Annotated in this window: 21 protein-coding genes and 1 tRNA gene; 15 read left to right on the top strand and 7 right to left on the bottom strand. The window is 71.9% G+C overall.

The genetic code is table 11. The features are described 5' to 3' along the window. Positions 1-12 precede the first annotated feature (12 nt). From kduI to BLV05_RS31770, 8 genes are all read left to right on the top strand, one after another. A complete protein-coding gene (gene kduI / locus BLV05_RS31805) occupies positions 13-831 on the top strand; it encodes a 5-dehydro-4-deoxy-D-glucuronate isomerase (protein ID WP_172860823.1) in 819 nt (272 codons plus the stop codon). A gap of 59 nt (positions 832-890) precedes the next feature. Further along, complete coding sequence (locus BLV05_RS31800; RefSeq protein ID WP_046768751.1) at positions 891-1,643, top strand: SDR family oxidoreductase; 753 nt, start codon at positions 891-893, stop codon at positions 1,641-1,643. 72 nt (positions 1,644-1,715) lie between these two features. Beyond that, positions 1,716-2,804 carry a sugar ABC transporter substrate-binding protein gene (locus BLV05_RS31795; RefSeq protein WP_052762425.1) on the top strand — a complete coding sequence of 363 codons (1,089 nt, stop codon included), beginning with the start codon at positions 1,716-1,718 and terminating at the stop codon, positions 2,802-2,804. Then, positions 2,804-3,865, top strand: a complete 1,062-nt coding sequence (locus BLV05_RS31790) for an ABC transporter permease (RefSeq protein ID WP_197683425.1) — start codon at positions 2,804-2,806, stop codon at positions 3,863-3,865. The genes BLV05_RS31795 and BLV05_RS31790 overlap by 1 nt, the downstream gene beginning before the upstream one ends. Continuing rightward, entirely contained in the window at positions 3,862-5,379 is a 1,518-nt protein-coding gene (locus BLV05_RS31785) for a sugar ABC transporter ATP-binding protein (protein ID WP_046768658.1), read from the top strand. Before BLV05_RS31790 ends, BLV05_RS31785 begins: the two co-directional genes overlap by 4 nt. After that, a complete protein-coding gene (locus BLV05_RS31780) occupies positions 5,376-6,371 on the top strand; it encodes an ABC transporter permease (RefSeq protein ID WP_046768659.1) in 996 nt (331 codons plus the stop codon). Before BLV05_RS31785 ends, BLV05_RS31780 begins: the two co-directional genes overlap by 4 nt. 28 nt (positions 6,372-6,399) lie before the next feature. Continuing rightward, positions 6,400-7,896: an aldehyde dehydrogenase family protein gene (locus BLV05_RS31775; protein ID WP_046768660.1), complete on the top strand. Its 1,497-nt coding sequence runs from the start codon at positions 6,400-6,402 to the stop codon at positions 7,894-7,896. A 14-nt stretch (positions 7,897-7,910) separates the two neighbouring features. After that, positions 7,911-8,153 (top strand): tautomerase family protein, encoded by a 243-nt coding sequence (locus BLV05_RS31770; RefSeq protein ID WP_046768661.1) that lies wholly within the window; start codon positions 7,911-7,913, stop codon positions 8,151-8,153. On the opposite strand, the gene BLV05_RS31765 is transcribed toward BLV05_RS31770, so the two are convergent. Together BLV05_RS31765 and BLV05_RS31760 are read right to left on the bottom strand one after the other, a co-directional pair. Beyond that, on the bottom strand, positions 8,150-8,590 hold the full coding sequence (locus tag BLV05_RS31765) for a hypothetical protein (protein WP_082155209.1): 441 nt from the start codon (positions 8,588-8,590) through the stop codon (positions 8,150-8,152). The genes BLV05_RS31770 and BLV05_RS31765 overlap by 4 nt on opposite strands. Before the next feature lie 7 nt (positions 8,591-8,597). After that, positions 8,598-9,470, bottom strand: a complete 873-nt coding sequence (locus BLV05_RS31760) for a sigma-70 family RNA polymerase sigma factor (RefSeq protein ID WP_231948645.1) — start codon at positions 9,468-9,470, stop codon at positions 8,598-8,600. A 58-nt stretch (positions 9,471-9,528) separates the two neighbouring features. On the opposite strand from BLV05_RS31760, the gene BLV05_RS31755 reads away from it, so the two are divergent. Both BLV05_RS31755 and BLV05_RS31750 read left to right on the top strand, forming a co-directional pair. Continuing rightward, a complete protein-coding gene (locus BLV05_RS31755; RefSeq protein ID WP_046768663.1) occupies positions 9,529-10,275 on the top strand; it encodes an NAD(P)H-binding protein in 747 nt (248 codons plus the stop codon). Continuing rightward, positions 10,272-10,802, top strand: coding sequence for a nuclear transport factor 2 family protein (locus tag BLV05_RS31750; protein ID WP_046768664.1), 531 nt, complete (start codon positions 10,272-10,274; stop codon positions 10,800-10,802). The genes BLV05_RS31755 and BLV05_RS31750 overlap by 4 nt, the downstream gene beginning before the upstream one ends. On the opposite strand, the gene BLV05_RS31745 is transcribed toward BLV05_RS31750, so the two are convergent. Further along, positions 10,709-11,398 carry a TetR/AcrR family transcriptional regulator gene (locus BLV05_RS31745; protein WP_046768665.1) on the bottom strand — a complete coding sequence of 230 codons (690 nt, stop codon included), beginning with the start codon at positions 11,396-11,398 and terminating at the stop codon, positions 10,709-10,711. The two genes, BLV05_RS31750 and BLV05_RS31745, sit on opposite strands and share 94 nt — an antisense overlap. Positions 11,399-11,507: 109 nt before the next feature. On the opposite strand from BLV05_RS31745, the gene BLV05_RS31740 reads away from it, so the two are divergent. After that, positions 11,508-12,494: an NAD(P)-dependent alcohol dehydrogenase gene (locus BLV05_RS31740; protein ID WP_046768666.1), complete on the top strand. Its 987-nt coding sequence runs from the start codon at positions 11,508-11,510 to the stop codon at positions 12,492-12,494. Positions 12,495-12,522: 28 nt separating this feature from the next. Here BLV05_RS31740 and BLV05_RS31735 read toward each other — a convergent pair whose 3' ends face one another. After that, a complete protein-coding gene (locus BLV05_RS31735) occupies positions 12,523-13,515 on the bottom strand; it encodes a hypothetical protein (RefSeq protein WP_152690731.1) in 993 nt (330 codons plus the stop codon). Positions 13,516-13,675: 160 nt separating this feature from the next. Continuing rightward, positions 13,676-13,748: transfer RNA gene (locus BLV05_RS31730), tRNA-Lys, on the bottom strand. 215 nt (positions 13,749-13,963) lie between these two features. Here BLV05_RS31730 and BLV05_RS31725 point away from each other — a divergent pair. Both BLV05_RS31725 and BLV05_RS31720 read left to right on the top strand, forming a co-directional pair. Beyond that, on the top strand, positions 13,964-14,278 hold the full coding sequence (locus BLV05_RS31725) for a DUF3467 domain-containing protein (protein ID WP_046768668.1): 315 nt from the start codon (positions 13,964-13,966) through the stop codon (positions 14,276-14,278). 5 nt (positions 14,279-14,283) lie between these two features. Beyond that, entirely contained in the window at positions 14,284-14,661 is a 378-nt protein-coding gene (locus BLV05_RS31720; protein ID WP_046768669.1) for a DUF3592 domain-containing protein, read from the top strand. A gap of 78 nt (positions 14,662-14,739) precedes the next feature. Here BLV05_RS31720 and BLV05_RS31715 read toward each other — a convergent pair whose 3' ends face one another. Further along, positions 14,740-14,913 (bottom strand): CsbD family protein, encoded by a 174-nt coding sequence (locus tag BLV05_RS31715; RefSeq protein ID WP_046768670.1) that lies wholly within the window; start codon positions 14,911-14,913, stop codon positions 14,740-14,742. Positions 14,914-14,966: 53 nt separating this feature from the next. Next, positions 14,967-15,443, bottom strand: coding sequence for a MarR family winged helix-turn-helix transcriptional regulator (locus BLV05_RS31710; RefSeq protein WP_046768671.1), 477 nt, complete (start codon positions 15,441-15,443; stop codon positions 14,967-14,969). Positions 15,444-15,544: 101 nt separating this feature from the next. Between BLV05_RS31710 and BLV05_RS31705 the strand changes: the two genes are divergently transcribed. Further along, on the top strand, positions 15,545-16,102 hold the full coding sequence (locus BLV05_RS31705; RefSeq protein ID WP_046768672.1) for a YceI family protein: 558 nt from the start codon (positions 15,545-15,547) through the stop codon (positions 16,100-16,102). Between the two features lie 136 nt (positions 16,103-16,238). Further along, a complete protein-coding gene (locus BLV05_RS31700; RefSeq protein WP_160312739.1) occupies positions 16,239-17,831 on the top strand; it encodes a sialidase family protein in 1,593 nt (530 codons plus the stop codon). The last annotated feature ends 162 nt before the right edge of the window (positions 17,832-17,993 follow it).

Genomic DNA, 17,993 nt, shown 5'->3' with positions numbered 1-17,993 from the left:
GGAGCGCCCATGATGGAGGTCCGCCAGGCGACCGCCCCGGCCTCGGCCGAGACCGCGACCACCGCCGAGCTGCGTGAACGCTACCTCGTCGACGACCTGTTCGCCGATGGCGAGGTGCGCGCGGTCTACACGCACGAGGATCGCCTGGTCGTGGCGGGCGCGGTACCCACCGCGGACGAGAGCCTCGCACTGCCGGCGGCGGATCCGCTGCGGGCCGAGCACTTCCTCGAACGCCGCGAGCTCGGCGTCGTCAACGTCGGCGGGCCGGGCCGGCTCATCGTCGACGACGAGCCGTACGAACTGGGCACGCTCGACGGCGCGTACGTCGGGCGCGGGCGGCGGGTCGCGTTCCGCGGCGACGGCGCCCGGTTCTACCTGGTCTCCGCGACCGCGCACGCCGACCACGGCGTCGCGGTCTTCCGGCGCGCCGAGATCGAGCCGGTCGACCTCGGCGACCAGCGCGGCGCCAGCGTCCGCCGTCTGTACCGCTACGTCTGGGGCTCCGGCGGCCACCCGTCCTGCCAGCTCCAGCTCGGCGTCACCGTCATCGCCGAGGGGTCGGTGTGGAACACCATGCCGCCGCACCGGCACGACCGCCGCACCGAGGTCTACCTGTACACGCAGCTCGACGACGACGCCCGCGTGCTGCACGTGCTGGGCGAGCCCGGCCACACCCGGCACCTCTGGGTCCGCGACGGCGAGGCGGTCATCTCGCCGTCGTGGTCGGTGCACGCCGGGGCCGGCACCGGGCCGTACGCGTTCGTCTGGGCGATGGCCGGCGAGAACACCGACTACGGCGACCTCGACCCCGTAGCGCTGGAGGCCCTGTGAGCACCGACGGCCGCCAGGCCGCGGCCGCAGCGCCCGCCGTGCAGGCGCCCGAAGCCGACCTGCGGGCGTTCTCGCTGGTCGGACGGACGGCGCTGGTCACCGGCGTGAGCCGGGGCATCGGCCGGGCGATCGCCGTCGGGCTGGCCGGCGCGGGTGCGGACCTCGTGCTCGCCGGGAGGGCCGGCAGCTTCGACGCCACCAAGGCGGCGGTCGAGGAGCTGGGCCGGACGGCGACGACGCTCGACCTCGACCTGTCGCACCCGGAGCTGATCGCGAGCGGTGCACTGGACGAGCTCCTGCCGGCGGACGTGGACATCCTCGTCAACAACGCCGGCGTGATCCACCGGGAGGAGGCGCTGACGGTCGACGCGAGCTCCTGGAACGAGGTGCTCGACGTGAATCTGACGTCGCTGTTCTTCCTCACGCAGCGGATCGCCGGGCCGATGGTCGCCCGGGGCCGCGGCAAGATCATCAACATCGCCAGCCTGCTCTCGTTCGAGGGCGGCATCGGCGTCGCGTCGTACGCGGCGAGCAAGCACGCCGTCGCCGGCGTCACCCGCGCGCTGTCCAACGAGTGGGCGCCGCGCGGGGTGCAGGTCAACGCGATCGCGCCGGGCTACATCGTCACCGACAACACGGCCAGGCTCCGCACCGACCCGGCCCGCGCGACGAGCATCGGCGACCGCATCCCCGCCGGCCGGTGGGGGCTGCCGTCCGATCTCGTCGGCGCCGCGGTCTTCCTGGCCTCCCGTGCCTCGGACTACGTGACGGGGCACGTCCTGCTCGTGGACGGAGGCTGGAGCGCCCGGTAGCGGGCCCGTGTGTCGCAGTCAGGTCCTCGCGGTCCGCACCCGCGGGCCGTCCGAAGCCGAGAGGGAACTTCAATGAGGAAACCCACGCGTCATCGCTCGACGGTCGTCGCCGGCGTCCTCGCCGGCGGGCTCCTGCTCGCCGGCTGTTCGGACGACGGGGGCAGCACGAGCGCGGAAGGGGACGGCAGCTGCAGTCCCGACGAGATCACCTTGATCGGCCAGGTCCGCAACCAGACCAACCCGTACGAGGCGGCCTGGCTGACCGGCGGCGACACCTTCGCCGAGTCGGTCGACCTGGAACAGCAGCACCTCACGTACGACGGCGACTCGCAGCGCCAGCAGGAGCAGATCCGCCAGGCGCTGGCCGGCAGCGGCATCGAGTGCACCGTCTTCAACGTGCTCCCGAACGGCGACGCCGACACCGCGCCGATCGTCGCCGCCGCGAACGAGGCCGGCGCGTTCCTCGTCACCCAGTGGAACAAGCCGGTCGACCTGAACCCGTGGGACGGCTTCGACCGCTGGGTCGCGCACATCACCTACGACGGCGAGGAGTCCGGGTACCTCATCGCCAAGGCGCTGTTCGACCGGATGGGCGGCAGCGGCGGCGTCATCGCGCTGCAGGGCATCCTCGACACCTCCGCCGCGCAGGATCGCTTCGCCGGCCTGGAGCGCGCCCTGGCCGAGTACCCGGGCATCACCCTGCTCGACGAGCAGACCGCCAACTTCGATCGTGCCGAGGCGCTGACGGTGACCCGCACGCTGCTGACCGCGCACGCTGAGCACGTCGGCGGCGTCTGGGCGGCCAACGACGACATGGCGCTCGGCGCGGTGCAGGCGCTGGAGGCGGTCGGGCTGGACAACGTCGGTGTGGTCGGCATCGACGCGGTGCCGGAGGCGATCGCCGCGATCGAGGCGGGCACCATGACGGCGACGGTGTCCAGCGACGGGCCGTGGCAGGGCGCGATCGGCCTGGCCATGGGGTACTGCGCCGCGACGGGCGAGCTGGACCCGGCGTCGATCGAGAACGACGACCGCGCGTTCTTCGCCGAGCAGTTCCTCATCGACCAGAGCAACGCCGCGGAGTTCGCCGCGCCCGAGCTGGACCTGGCCGACTTCGAGTGCGGCAGCCTGTTCGATCGCGCCACCGGGCCGATCGGCTGATGACGTCGCCCGACACGGCTCAGCCGCGCGCCGCCGCCGGCCCGGCCCCCACGCGGGGACCGGCGCCGGCGGCGGGCGGACGCTCGCGTCTGAACTGGCGCCCGAGCGGGACCGACGCCGTCCAGACGACGGCGTCGCTGGCCGCGCTGGTGCTGATGATCCTGGTGTTCTCGGTCCTCGACGCGCAGTTCCGCAGCCTCGACAATCTGGTCGCGGTGGTCGACGCGGCCGCGGTGCTGGCCGTCATCACCGTCGGGCTGACGTTCGTGCTGCTGCTCGGCGCGATCGACCTGTCCGTCGAGGGGGTGGTGGGCGCCTGCGCGCTCACGGTCGCGCTGCTGGTGGCGAACTCGCGCACCGGGCTCGACCTCGGCGTGCTCGGGGTGGCCGCGACGGTGGCGCTGGGCGCGGTGTTCGGGCTGGCCAGCGGGCTGTTGTCGACGCGCCTGCGGATCCCGTCGTTCCTGACGACGTTGGGCGTCTACGCGATCGGGCTGGGCGTGGCGACGATCCTGTTCGCCGGCGAGCGGCCGATCGTCGAGGACGCGTGGCTGAGCGGCTGGGCGTCGTCGAAGTTCCTCGGGTTCGCCGTGGCCAGCTGGGTCGCGGCGGGCGCCGTCCTCGCCGGCTGGCTGATCCAGCGCTACACGCGGGTCGGCCGGTACGCGTACGCGATCGGCGGCGCCGAGGACATCGCGCGGTTGTCCGGCGTCCCGGTCGCGCGGTACAAGACCGCCGCGTTCGCCGTCGCCGGCGCGTTCTACGGACTCGGCGCCGTCATGGCGTCCGCGCAGCTGGGCTCCGGCGTCGTCACGGCGGGGAGCGGGCTGAACTTCTCCGCCATCGCGGCGGCGGTGATCGGCGGGACGCTGCTGGTCGGCGGGCGGGGCGGCGTCCTGCAGTCGATGATCGGCGTGTTCGTCCTCACGGTCCTGCAGAACGGGCTGATCCTCGCCGGCGTCAGCCCGTACGCGCAGCAGGCGGTCCAGGGCGTCATCGTCGTCGTCGCGGTGGCCGCCGCGACGTGGCCGGTCCGGCATCGGCTGGGGGTGGTGAAATGAGCGCTCCGGTGCTCTCCGTCGAGGGCCTCACCAAGCGCTTTCCGGGCGTGACGGCGCTCGACGGCATGAGCTTCGAGGTGCGCCCGCACGAGGTCGTCGGACTGATCGGCGAGAACGGCGCCGGCAAGTCGACGCTGCTGAAGTCGCTGGTCGGGCTGGTCGCGCCGGACGCCGGGACGATCCGGGTCGGCGGCGAGGCGGTCCGGCTGCGGGGCGTGGCGCACGCCGGTTCCGTCGGCATCGGCATGGTCTTCCAGGAGCAGTCGCTGGTGCCGAACCTCACCGTCGCCGAGAACATCCTGCTCGGCGCGGAGCGCTCGGCCGTGCGCGGCGGCGTCTACCGCTGGCGGACGCTGCGGGCGCTGGCCCAGGAGCAGCTGGACAAGATCGGCTCGACGATCGACCCGGGTGCGCGCACCGACACGCTGACGTTCGCGCAGCGTCAGCTGGTCGAGGTCGCGAAGGTTCTCACCATCGAGGAGCGCATCACCGGTGAGCCGGTCGTGCTGCTGGACGAGCCGACCAGCGTGCTCGAGCGCGACGAGATCGCGACGCTGTTCGCGCAGATCGAGCGGCTGCGCACGCGCGCGTCCGTCGTATTCGTCTCGCACCGGCTGGACGAGGTGCTGGAGGTGTCCGACCGCGTCTACGTGCTGCGCAACGGCAAGGTCGTGGCCGAGGTCGACCCGCATGAGGTCGACGCCACCGACCTGCACCACCTGCTGATCGGCCGCGAGTCCGGCGGCAGCCACTACCACGACGACGCGCAGCGCGACTGCGACGGCGCACCCGTCCGGCTGCGGGTGGACCGGCTCTCGACGGCCGGCTGCAAGGACGTCAGCCTCGACATCCGCGCCGGCGAGGTGCTCGGCGTCGCCGGCGTCCAGGGGTCCGGGCGCGAGGACGTCTGCCGCGCGCTGTTCGGCGCGATCCGGGCGTCCGGCGGCCGCGTCACGCTGGACGACCGGCCGTTCCGGCTCGGCTCGCCGCGGTCCGCCGTCCGCGCGGGCATCGGGTACGTCCCGTCCGAGCGGCGCACCGACGGCATCATCCCGCCGATGTCGGTGGCCGAGAACCTCTCGATGGCGCACGTCGGCGAGGTGTGCTCGGGGCCGGTGCTGCAGCCGCGGCGGGAGCGCGGCCTGGTCGAGCAGTGGGTCCGGCGGCTGGGCATCAAGACGCCGTCGCCGCAGACCCCGATCGGGACGCTGTCGGGCGGCAACCAGCAGAAGGTCGTGCTGGCCCGCTGGATGATCGACGACGACCTGCGGCTGCTGATCCTCGACCACCCGACCCGCGGGCTCGACGTCGGCGCCAAGTCTGACGTGTACGCCCTGATCAGAGACCTGGCCGCGGCCGGCTGCGCCGTGCTGCTGCTCTCCGACACGCTCGAGGAGACGATCGCGCTCAGCCACCGCGTCGTGGTGATGAAGGACGGTGCGGTCGTGACGACGGTCGAGACCCCGAAGGGCGCCAAGCCGGACCCCGTCGTGATCCTCGAGGAGATGGTATGAGCACCGACACCGCGCCCGAGGTCACGTCGGCGGGGCCGCCCGCGCCGGACGGGCCGAGCCGCGTGCGCCGCGAGCTGGTCCGGTTCATGCCGCTGCTGATCCTCGGCGCCCTGCTGGTCCTGCTGTCGCTGCGCAACCCCGACCTGCTGACCCAGCGCAGCCTGACCACCATGGCCGACTCCGCTGCGCCGTTGATGGTGCTGGCCATCGGGATCACCGTGGTGATCCTGTGCGGCGGCATCGACCTGTCCATCGGCGCGCTGGCGTCGCTGGCCTCGGTGCTGACCGCGCTGTGGGTGCCGACGATGTCCGGCGCAGTGGTCGTGCCGGTCGTGCTGGTGTGCGCGGCCGCGGGCGCCGTGCAGGGCTGGATCCACGTGGCCGCGCGGGTGCCGTCGTTCATCGTCACGCTCGGCGGGATGTCGCTGTGGACCGGGCTGGCGCTGGCGTTCTCGGGCGCCAGCACCATCGCCGTCACCGACCTCGGCGCGCTGCGCTGGGCGTTCACCCGGGTCGGTGGCGTGCCCAGCGCGATCCTCGTCGCGCTCGGCGTCGTCGCCGTGCTGGGTGCGGTGCTGAAGTTCACCCCGTTCGGCCGCTGGGTGTCCTCGATCGGGCACGCGGAGCCGGCGGCGCGGCTGGCCGGACTGCCGGTGAGCCAGGTGAAGATCGCGGCGTTCGCGATCTCCGGCGCCTGCGCCGGGCTGGCCGGCGTCCTGCTCGTCGCGCGCACGTTCAGTGGTGCGCCGACGCTCGGCGACAGCCTGCTGCTGCCCGCCGTCGCGGCGGTGATCGTGGGCGGGACGGCGATCACCGGCGGCCACGGCGGCCTGTTCCGCACCGTCGTCGGCGCGCTGATCGTCGTGCTGCTGCGCGTCGGCCTCTCGCTGATCGGCGTCGACGCCGGCTTCGAACCGATCTTCTACGGCCTGCTGATCATCGTCGCCGTCACCGTGACGATCGACCGCTCGAAGGTGGCGGTCCTGAAATGACTCTCTCCTGTGCAGAAAGGCGCCCTCGATGACCACGACCGATGCCACCCGCGACCACCTGCTGCCCGCCGTCGCCGAGTTCATCGCGGCCGAGCGCCCGTTGCTGATCGGGGGCGTCTGGACGGCCGCGGCGTCCGGCCGCACCTTCGAGACGCTCGACCCGGCGACCGGCACCGTCCTGGCCCGGGTCGCCCACGGCGGCGAGGAGGACGTCGACCGTGCGGTGGCCGCCGCCCGGGCGGCGTTCGAGCCGGGGTCGGCGTGGCGGCGCACCACACCTCGTCAGCGGGCCCGGCTGCTGTGGCGGATGGCCGAGCTGATCGACCAGCACGCCGACGAGCTGGCCCAGCTGGAGACGCTGGACAACGGCAAGCCGTTCGCCGGAGCCCGGGACGGTGACGTCGCGACGGCCGCCGAGCTGTTCCGCTACTTCGCCGGCTGGGCGACGAAGATCGAGGGCACGACCATCCCGATGTCGGCCGACGCCCCGTACTTCGCCTACACCGTGCGCGAGCCGGTCGGCGTCGTCGCCGGGATCGTGCCGTGGAACTTCCCGCTGCTCATGGCCTGCTTCAAGGTGATCCCGTCGGTCACCGCCGGCAACACCGTCGTGCTGAAGCCGGCCGAGCAGACCCCGCTGTCCGCGCTGCGGCTGGGCGAGCTGTTCCTGGAGGCCGGGTTCCCGCCCGGCGTGCTCAACGTCGTCCCCGGCTACGGCGACGCGGGCGCCGCGCTGGTGCGTCACCCCGGCGTCGACAAGGTCGCCTTCACCGGCTCGACCGCGGTCGGCAAGAAGATCGTCGAGGCCGCGGCCGGCAACCTCAAGAAGGTGTCGCTGGAGCTGGGCGGCAAGGCGCCGAACATCATCTTCGCCGACGCCGACCTGCCCGCGGCGATCGCGGGGTCCGCGCACGCCGGCTTCTTCAACCAGGGCCAGTGCTGCGTCAACGGCTCGCGCCTTTACGTCGAGCGGTCGGCGTTCGACGAGGTCGTCGCCGGCGTGGCCGCGATCGCCCGGGGCACCCGGCTCGGGAACGGCTTCGACCCGGCGACGGACATGGGGCCGCTGATCACCGAGGAGCAGCAGTCGATGGTGCTCGGCTTCGTCGAGGGTGGTCTGCGCGACGGGGCGCGCGCGCTCGCCGGGGGCGGGCGCGGGCTGGAGACCGGGTTCTTCATGCAGCCGACGCTGCTCACCGACGTCGCCGAGGACGCCGAGATCCAGCGCAACGAGGTGTTCGGCCCGGTCGTCACCGCCGTCCCGTTCGACTCCGAGGACGAGGTGTTCCGGCTGGCCAACGACACCCGCTACGGCCTCGCCGCCGGCGTCTGGACCCGGGACGTCGCGCGGGCGCACCGGGCCGGCTCGGCGCTGCGTGCGGGCACCGTCTGGCTCAACACCTGGCACGCCGACGACGTCGTGCTGCCGCGCGGCGGGTTCAAGGAGTCCGGCTGGGGCCGCGAGCTCGGCTCGTTCGGTCTGGACGACTTCACCGAGCTCAAGACCGTCATCACCGCTCTCTGAAGGGACTGATTCCGATGCCGAGCATCACCGTCCAGCTGCTGCGCGGGCGCACCGTGGAGCAGAAGCGCGCCTTCGCGGCCGCCGTCACCGAGGCCGCCGTCGCCGAGCTGGGGGCGCGGCCGGGCGACGTCCGCATCGCCTTCGAGCACATCGAGCCCGACGACGTCGCCAACGGCGGCGTGCTGGCGTCGGAGGACTCCAGCCGCTCGTCCGTCCTGTCGAATCTGGGGCACGAGCCGGCCGCCGTCGTCGATTAGACGTCTCGGACGCCGTCGTCGTCGAGGAGAGCGCGGACGGCGGCTCGGGACGCGAGCAGGGCCAGGACGAGCAACGTCACCGGGATGAAGCCGCCCAGGCTCACGGCGTCGCCGAAGACGAGGTCGACCAGCTCGAGGACGACGAGCTTGCTCCCGGCCGCGACCACCCACAACGACAACGCGGCGACGACCTTGCCGCGCCGCGTCGTCGCCGCGTGGAACCTGGCGACGATGCTCCCCTTGACGGCGATGACGACTTCCAGGGCGAGCTTGAGCAGGACCGCGGTCAGCAGGGAGAGCGTGAAGCCCTCGCTGATGACCGAGGGGACGTATTCGATCGCGAGGTTGAGGACGACGACGTAGACGAAGAGATCGATGATGTGGCCCGGACGCGCACGAATCCATCGGACCGCGGCCTGCCCTGCAGCGGGGAGCACGCCACCATCATGGCGAGCCGAACGCCGTCAGGTCGAGCCGGCCCAGGCGAGCGGGGTCGGCGAGGACGTCGATCTGGGTGATCCGGCCGCCCCGGACGGTGAACGCCATGACCGACAGTGGCTGCCCGTCCGGGGCGGTGACCAGCCCCGGCACGCCGTTGACCAGCACCGGGCGGGAGTGCAGAGCGGCCTCGGCGAAACGGACCGCGCCCTCGGCGACGTTGCGGGCGCCGCGGATCAGCTCGGACGGCCGCAAGTCGCCGAAGTCGCCGCGGAGCACGACATCCGGGTCGAGGACGGCGACGAGCGCGTCGAAGTCGCCGCCGCGGGCTGCGGCGAGGAAGGCGTCGGCGGCCCGACGCTGGCGGGGGAGGTCGGTGTCGGGGACCGCGTTGGCGTCCTCGACGCGTCGGCGGGCGCGGCTGGCCAGCATCTTCGCCGCGTCCTTCGAGCGGCCCACGATCGGGCCGATCTCGTCGAACGGCACCGCGAACATGTCGTGCAGCACGTAGGCGAGCCGCTCGGCGGGCGACAGCGTGTCCATGACCACCAGCAGCGCCAGCCCGACCGAGTCGGTCCGCACCGCCTCCTGCTCGGGGTCGGTTCCGTCGGCCGAGGCGATGATCGGGTCGGGGATGCGGACGTCCAGCGGCTCCTCCCGCCGCGACGCGCGTGAGCGCAGCAGGTCCAGGCAGATCCGGCCGATGACCGTGGTCAGCCAGCCGCCGAGGTTGCGCACGTCGCTCACGTCGGAGCGACTGAGGCGCAGCCAGGTCTCCTGCACGGCGTCGTCGGCCTCGCTCAGCGACCCCAGCATGCGGTACGCCACCGCCCGCAGGTGCCCGCGGTGCGCCTCGAACCGCCCGGTCAGATCCTCCACCGTTACCTTCCTCCGTCGCGCTCCGTCAACGCTACGTACCCGCATCGAAGGAGCAGACATGAGGATCGCAGTCGCCGGCGGCACGGGCCGCCTCGGCCAGCACATCGTCGACGTCCTGAAGGCGTCCGGGCACGACCCGGTGCCGCTCTCGCGCGGCACGGGCGTGGACGTCATCACCGGCGACGGTCTCGCCGCGGCGCTGGCGGGGGCGGACGTCCTCGTCGACGCCGCCACCGGGCCGTCGCCGGACCGCGAGCAGGCCGCCGCCTTCTTCCGGACGTCGGTGGCCAACCTGCGGCGCGAGGCCGAACAGGCCGGCGTGCGCCGCGTCGTGGTGGTGTCGATCATCGGCGTGGACCGGCTCACCACCGGCTACGGCGCCGCCAAGTTCGAGCAGGAGAGGGCCTGGCAGGCCGGGCCGATCCCCGTCAGCGTCGTGCGCTCGGACCTCTTCCACGAGTTCGTCGAGCCGATGATGGGCTGGGGCCGCCAGGGCGACGTCGTCCATGTCGCGAGGACCGTCCGCCGGCCGGTCGCCGCCCGCGCCGCCGCCGAGACCGTCGCCCGCCTGGCGACCGCGGACGAGGCGCCCGCCATGACGGAGGTCGCCGGCCCGCGCGTGGAGAAGGTCGTCGACCTCGCCGCGTTGGTCGCGGCCCGCAACGGCTCCGCCGTCCGCATCGAGGGCGTCAGCTCTCCTGACGCGGACGACGTGCTGTACGAGGCAGGCGCGATCCTGCCCGGCCCGGACGCCGTCCTCGCCGGCCCGTCCTTCGCCGACTGGCTGTCGGGGGAGTCGCGATGAGCGACCTCCATGCGGCCGCCGACCGGGTCGAGATCGAGGCGCTGCGCGGCGAGTTCACCGACGCCGGCATGATGCGCGACTACGACCGCTTCGCCGCACTGTTCACCGACGACGCCGTCTGGCGCGTCCCCGCCGTCGGCGTCGAGTTCGCCGGGCGCGCGGAGATCCGCGCCGGCATCGAGCGGCTGCTCGGGGAGCTGTGGAACTACCTGCTGCAGGCCACCCACCCCGGCATCGTGCGGCTCGACGGCGACACGGCGACCGGGCGCGCGTACGTCCTGAGCTTCGGCGGCCTGCGCGACGGCGCATCGCACCTCAACTACTCCGTCTACCACGACCGTTACCGCCGCACCCCCGATGGCTGGCGCTTCGCCGAGCGCGTCGACGAGGTGAAGTACCTGGACACCGCGCCGCTGACGGGCGCGCCGCCCGATCACTCAGGCGATGTGCCGCCGGCGGGTACCGAGCCGGCGAGCGCGTCGAGGATGAGGTCGAGCCCGAACTCGAACTCGTCGCCGAAGTCGTAGCCGGGCTGGAGGACGAACTCGGTCGCCATCTCGGTGAGGTGGGGATACTCCCCGGTGGGAAACCGCTGCATCATCGGTTCGGCGACCTCGGCGACGGTCTCCTGGCCGTCGAAGGGCAACGACGCCTCCTGCAGCGCGAACCCGTACACGTAGCTGTCGAGCAGGGCGTAGATGTGGGCGGTCAGCTCGACCGAGAAGCCGGCCCGGCGCAGAGTGCCGATGGTCACGTCGTGGTGGCGCAACGTCGCGGGGCCGGGACTGGTGCGCGACTCCATGAGCCCGATCGCCCAGGGGTGGCGCCTGAGTACCCGGCGGGCGGAGTGCGCGCGCCGGCGCATCTCCGAACGCCAGTCGTTGCCCGGTATCGGCAGGTCGATCTCGCCGTGGACGACGTCGACGATGCCGTCCAGGATCTCGTCCTTGTTGGCGACGTAGTGGTAGACCGTCATCGGTTTGACGCCGAGCTCCTGGGCGAGCGATCGGATCGTCAGCGATCTGACCCCCGCCGCGTCGGCGACCGCCACGGCGCTGCGCAACACGCGTTCACGGGTGAGCCGGGCGGATCGCTGCCGGCGATCGTCGAGCGGTACGGACATATCTCTCCTGGCCATCGTAATTTCGTACTTAGTACGGTAGCGTACCCGTACTAAGTACGAAGGCGCTGCCGGGCACACGGGAACGCCACCTCGTCAGAGAGGCGCACCCATGTCCACCACCGCAACGACGCACCGGGCGATCGTGCAGGACGGCTACGGCTCCACCGACGTCTTCCATCTCGCCCAGGTCGCGCGGCCCGAGATCGCCGCCCACGAGGTACTGGTGCAGGTGCACGCCGCCGGCCTGGACCGAGGGACCTGGCACCTGATGACGGGCAAGCCGTACGCCGTGCGGCTCGCCGTCGGGCTCCGCCGGCCCCGGAACCCCGTGCCCGGGCTCGACGTCGCCGGCACCGTCGTCGACGTCGGTCCCGAGGTCACCAGGTTCGCCCCGGGGGACGACGTGTTCGGCATCGCCAAGGGCTCGTTCGCCGAGGTCGCCGCCGCCCGCGAGGACAAGCTCGCCCACAAGCCGGCCGGCCTCTCCTTCGACCAGGCCGCGGTCGTGCCGGTGTCCGCGCTCACCGCCCTGCAGGGCCTGACCGATGTCGGCCACCTCGCGGCCGGGCAGCGGGTGCTGATCACCGGCGCGTCCGGCGGCGTCGGCAGCTATGCCGTGCAGTTCGCCAAGGCGCTCGGTGCGGAGGTCACGGGCGTGTGCAGCGCCTCGAAGGCCGACCTCGTGCGCAGCCTCGGCGCCGACCGCGTCCTCGACTACACCCGGCAGGACTTCGCCGACGACGCGCACCGCTACGACCTCATCCTCGACATCGCCGGCGGCGCCTCGCTGTCGCGGCTGCGCCGAGCGCTCACCCCCACCGGCACGGCCGTCCTCGCCGGCGGCGAAGAGGGCGGCAGCATCATCGGCATCGGCCGCTCCCTGCGGGCGACCGCCCTCTCGCCGTTCGTCCGTCAACGCCTGACCTTCTACGTCTCCAAGGAGCGCGCCAGCGACCTCGAGCGGATCACCGAGTTCCTCGAGGCGGGCACCGTGACACCGAGCCTCGACCGGACCTACCCGCTCGACCAGGTCCAGGACGCGATGCGCCGCCTCGAAGCCGGCGAGGTGCGCGGAAAGATCGCCATCACCATCTGATCGACTCGCCGTATCGCTCGTTGCTGCCTTATGCGCCCTGAGGCGGGTTCCCCTCCTCGTGCAGGCTGGTGAAGACCAGCCACGGCCAGGAGCCGGCGACCTGCCCGTGGCCCAGGATCGAGCTGGTGGTGTTCTTCAGGAACGCCATCGAGTAGGCGTAGGCCGATGACGTGTCGTGGTCGATGCCGACCAGGACGTTGGTCGAGCCTTCGCTGCAGTCCGCCACTGCGAGGTGCTCGAACCCTTGCCAGGTGCGGGTCCTGATCACGGTCCGGGTGGCGGTCATCGTCGACGTCGTCGGGATCTTGATCACGACGAGCTGACCCGAGGTGGTGTTGGCCAGGAGTGCGTGGTAACTCGAGGTGACACCGATCAACGCGATGGTCTTCAGGTCGGAGAATCCGGCGACGGATCCGGCGCCGGTGACCACTCGCTGTCCGCCTGCGCCGGCGGCGACCCGGTAGCGGTAGATCGATCCGTTGTCGTGCAGACCGTAGAGGCTCACGGGGCTGGTGGATTCCACGGCCTCCCCAGAGGACACCAGGCGTCGGAAGCCGCCCCAGCCGCGACCCATGGACGTGACGGTGATCTCTTTGCTGTCCTCGTCGTCGCGAGCGGAGAGGCTGAACAGTGAGGTCGAGGTGTTGCCCAAGTGGTAGCGGAGCTTGAAGCCGAAGTCGGCGTGGAAGTGGCCGGTGGCCAACGAGCGGACCGAGCGTCCGCCGGGCACCTCGCCGAAGTCGGTGACGGTGCGCGGGCTTGTCGTGTCGCTCACGCGGATCTCTCGGTACCTTCCGGCGCCGATGATCGACATTTCGATGCTGCAGGGCAAGGTCGACGACGCGGCGGCGCGGACCTCGGGGATGTCCGGGGTGGCCGGCGTCGAGCTCGCGGCCGGTGCCGCGGCGACGCCTGCGCCGACGAAGACGCTGGCGGCGATGATGGCGAATCGTGGTTTCACATGATCACGCTCCCCGTGGGATGGTGTCGAAGGGAAAGCTGTTGGAGCTGTGGCGGTCATGGTGGCCGTCGTGGTGAATGTGGTGCCCCTCACAGCCATGACGCTCCCGCAGCGCGCACGGTTGCCTCGGAGCAAGGTGCCGCTGGCCGACGTTGGGGCCGAAGACGACGAAGCGGCGGGCCCGCCGGGCTCCGCCGCTGATCAGGGAGTGTTGAGGAAGTGCGCCATCAGGGACTCGAACCCCGAACCCGCTGATTAAGAGTCAGCTGCTCTGCCAATTGAGCTAATGGCGCAACGACGCTGAAGATTACCATCCCCACGTGGGGAAGCTGAAATCGTGAACCGATGCGGCCCCGGCGTGCGTCTTCAACTGATGTGACGGCTGGAGAGGGCTCCGACGACGAGCTGCTGCGCTCGCCGGGCTCGTTCTCTGTGCGCGCAACGGCGCGCGGGTGACGGCCGACACGGAGGCCTGAACGGGCGGTCGCCCTGTGGCAGGGTAGAACGCATGGCCAACCCGCCCGAACGCCGTGAGTACGACATCGACATCCCGGCCGAGGTGGAGCCCGGCACGTACGCCGACTTCGCCTCCATCTGGCACACCGCCGACTCCTTCGTCCTCGACTTCGCCGTCCTCAAGCGCCCACCGAAACCGTCCGTCGGAGAGGACGGCAGCCGGGTGCTGAAGGTGCCGACCCGCGTCGTGACGCGCGTGCGGGTGCCACCGAGCCAGGTCTTCGAGATCATGAAGGGTCTGGAGAAGCAACTGTCCATGTGGGAGCGCAGCCACGGCGTCAAGCGCCGGTCGCCGGAAGACACCTAGCGCGTATGGGCAACATCCTGCGCATCGTCATCGGCCTGGCCGGACTGGCCGCGGCGGCGTGGTCGATGTCGCGCACCATGCGCCTACGCCGCGACGGGCGGCTCGCCGACGCCGTCGTCACGGAGTCGACGCTGAAGCATCGCACCGGCGGGCAGGGCGAGCGGAGCAGCCGCTGGGTCTCGACGGTCGCGTTCCTCGACGAGGACGGCGCCGAGCGGACGTCGTCGCTCCCCGGGCGGTTCACCGTCGGCCAGACGGTCCCGATCCGCTACCTGCCGGACGGCTCGGAGCGGGTCGCGCGCGCCGGCAAGGGCTCCTTCGCCGAGATGTTCGCGATCCTGGGCGCCACGGCCGGCGGCATCGCCCTCACCCTGCTGATCTGAGACCCGCGCCGAGACCGGCGCCCGCCCCCGCCGGGCGTGCGTAGCGGGGGCGGACGTGTCTCGCGCGGCGTCGCGGTGTCAGCGCTTGAAGGCGTCCTTCACCTTCTCGCCGGCCTGCTTCAGATCGGCCTTCGACTGGTCGGTCTTGCCCTCGGCCTCGGTCCGCTCGTCGTCCGTGACCTTGCCGAGTGCCTCCTTGGCCTTGCCGGTGGCCTTCTCGGCGGCGTTGCTCATCTTGTCGTCCGCACCCATCGGTACTCCCTCCCTCGTGTGTTCTCTTCGGCCCGTACCCAGGGCCGGGCGAACTACTCGGAGGGGCAGGTGTCGGTCGCCTCGACGCGGGCGATGACGCGGCCGGCGATCGAAGTCAGCGCCTTGACGTCGTCGTCGGTGAGGACGTCGAAGAAATGCCGGCGGACGGCGTCGACGTGCGACGGCGCGGCGGCCTCGATGGCGGCCCGGCCCTCGGGGGTCAGGACGATGAACGCGCCGCGGCCGTCGGACGAGCACTCCTCACGGCCGATGAGGCCGCGCTTCTCCATGCGGCTGAGGTGGTGCGAGAGCCGGCTCTTCTCCCAGCGCATCGCCCTGGCCAGCTCGGACACCCGCAGCCGGGCGTCGTCGACGTCGGTGAGATGCACGAGGACCTCGAAGTCCTGCATCGAGAGCATCGACTCGGTCTGCATCTGACGGCTGAGGGCGGCGCCGAGGACGGTGTTCATGCGCAGATAGGCGCGCCAGGCGCCCTGCTCGTGGTCGTCGAGCCACCGTGTCTCTGCCATGCCGCCAAGTCTACGGAATAGTTGACACGTCATCCAAGTTCGATAATCTGTGATGCGTCAACAAAGTTAGTTGACCACAGACCCCCCGGCAAGGAGCAGACATGACCACGACGACCGACCTGACCCAGCTGACCGGCGACTACGTGCTGGACCTGGCGCACACGCGGCTCGGTTTCGTCGCCCGGCACGCGATGGTGACCAAGGTGCGCGGCGCCTTCAACGAGTTCGAGGGCACGGCCCGCATCGACGGCGGCGACCCGAGCCAGTCCTCGGTGAACATCGTCATCAAGACCGCCAGCGTCGACACCCGCAACGAGCAGCGCGACGGCCACCTGCGGACCAACGACTTCTTCGAGATCGAGACCTACCCCGAGATCACCTTCGCGTCGACGGCGATCGGCCAGTCGGATGAGACGACGTTCCAGGTCACCGGCGACCTCACCATCAAGAACGTCACCAAGCCGGTCACCTTCGACCTCGAGTTCACCGGCGCGGCGACCGACCCGTTCGGCAACCAGCGCGTCGGCTTCGACGGCGCCCTGGTGATCAACCGCAAGGAGTGGAACGTCACGTGGAACGCCCCGCTCGAGGCGGGCGGCGTCCTCGTCAGCGAGAAGGTCACGCTGGAGTTCGAGATCTCGGCCATCAAGCAGGCCTGAGCTCGCCTTCCGCGGTTCCTCCGGCGCCGCGCCCGGTTCGTGCCGGACGCGGCGCCGTTTCACGTCCAGGGGTCGTTCCATTGACATGGAACGGTGTGCCGTATTGCATGATCGGCACCCTCGCCCTGGAGGAACCATGAGAACCGTTCCCGTCCTGTTGGCCGGCGTCGTCGCGCTCGGCCTGCTGAGCACCCCCGCGAGCAGCGCGCCTGACGTCGTCAGCGGCGGCCCGACGTGGTCACCCGGCACCCCGGACGTCGTGATCGCGCAGGCCGCGCCGGGCAAGAAGCTGCACTTCCCGAACGCCGAGCGGCTGGCCGACGGGTCCGTCGTCGCCGTCGCCCGCGAAGGCGCCGGCCACACCGGCCAGGACGGCCGGCTGCTGATGCTGACCAGCGACGACGGCGGCAGCACCTGGTCCGCGCCCGAGGTCGTCCACGACAGCCCGTACGACGACCGCGACCCGATGATCACGCAGCTGTCCTCCGGCCGGCTGTTGCTCAGCTGGTTCCAGAACGACTACTCCGTCACCCCGCCGGAGCCGATGGGCACGTTCGTGGCGCACAGCGACGACGGCGGCCAGACGTGGTCCGCGCCGGTCGCGGTGCAGTCGATGCTCAGCGGCGAGTCGGACATCGTCGACACCTATGAGCTGGGCTGGAACGCCAGCCACGGCCAGGTCAAGGAACTGCCGGGCGGGGACCTCATCGTCCCGCTCTACGGCACCGTCCCCGACGACAAGTGGCAGAAGGCGACCGTCGTCCGCAGCAGCGACGGCGGCGAGACCTGGTCGGCGGCGACGGAGTCGCTGATCGCCTCGGCGACCGGCACGCACTACCAGGAGCCGGTGCTGACGGTGCTGCCCGGCGGCGTCGTGCACGCGCTGCTGCGCATCGGCACCGCCGCGTCGACGATGGGCGCGGTGCACTCGCAGGAGTCGTGGTCGCGCGACGGCGGGCGGACGTGGTCCGCGCCGGCGGAGATCGACCTGGTGACGTCGTCGGCGCACACCGAGGTGCTGCGGGACGGTTCGGTGTTCCTCGCCTACGGCGACCTGTCCGGGCACTTCACCGACCGGCGGGGGACGGTGGGTGCGGTGATCCGGTCGCCGTTGTCGCCGTGGAGCGGGGCCGCGCGCGAGTTGGTGTGGGACTCCGGCACCGGTGACCAGGCCAACCCCGCCGTCGTCGAGGCGCGGCCCGGCCGGGTGCTCGTGATCGGCTTCGACTCGGCGGCCAGCCGGCTGGTCGGCACCTTCGTCGACGTGTCGGACGTGCGGCCGGACCGCCCCGATCCGCGGCGGGTGGACCTGGCCGCGCTGGTGGCGTCCGGCGCGGCGTCGGTGTCGACCGACATGACGCACGTGCAGGCGGGCCGGCCCGGGGTGGGCGTGCTGGGCGCGATCGACGGCGTGGTCGGCTACTGGGACGCCGCCTGGGCGCCGCGGGCCGCGCCGGCGTCGTACACCGTCGAGTTCGACCGCCCCCGCCGGCTGTCGTCGGTCGGGGTGGCGTTGAAGCCCGGCTATGCGTCGGCGGCCGTGGTGTCCGTGCGGTCGGCCTCTGGCGGGTGGCGCGACGTCGGCAGCTTGGACTCGGTCGTGCGCTGGGGCGACGACCTGACCTGGTTCCGCTCCGCCGGCCCGGTCGACGCCGTCCGCGTCTCCATCACGTCGTCGAGCGGCTGGGCCGTTCTCGCCGAACTCGGCGTCCGCGCCCCGGGCGGCTGAGACCTGACGGACGGAAGCGGCCCCGCCGGACCGGCGGGGCCGCTTCCGCGCGTCGATGTGTCCGAGGTCACTGCCACTATGACTCATCGGCCGCCGGCCGACGCCGACTCGGTCGCACGGGTGGGACTGCGCGATCGCCCGGCGAGTCCGGCGCGGCCTCAT

The organism is Jiangella alkaliphila (genome assembly GCF_900105925.1).
GTDB classification, from domain to species: Bacteria; Actinomycetota; Actinomycetes; order Jiangellales; family Jiangellaceae; genus Jiangella; species Jiangella alkaliphila.
Note: the sequence above shows the minus strand (reverse complement) of the source record. Positions and strands in the feature narration are given on the sequence as shown.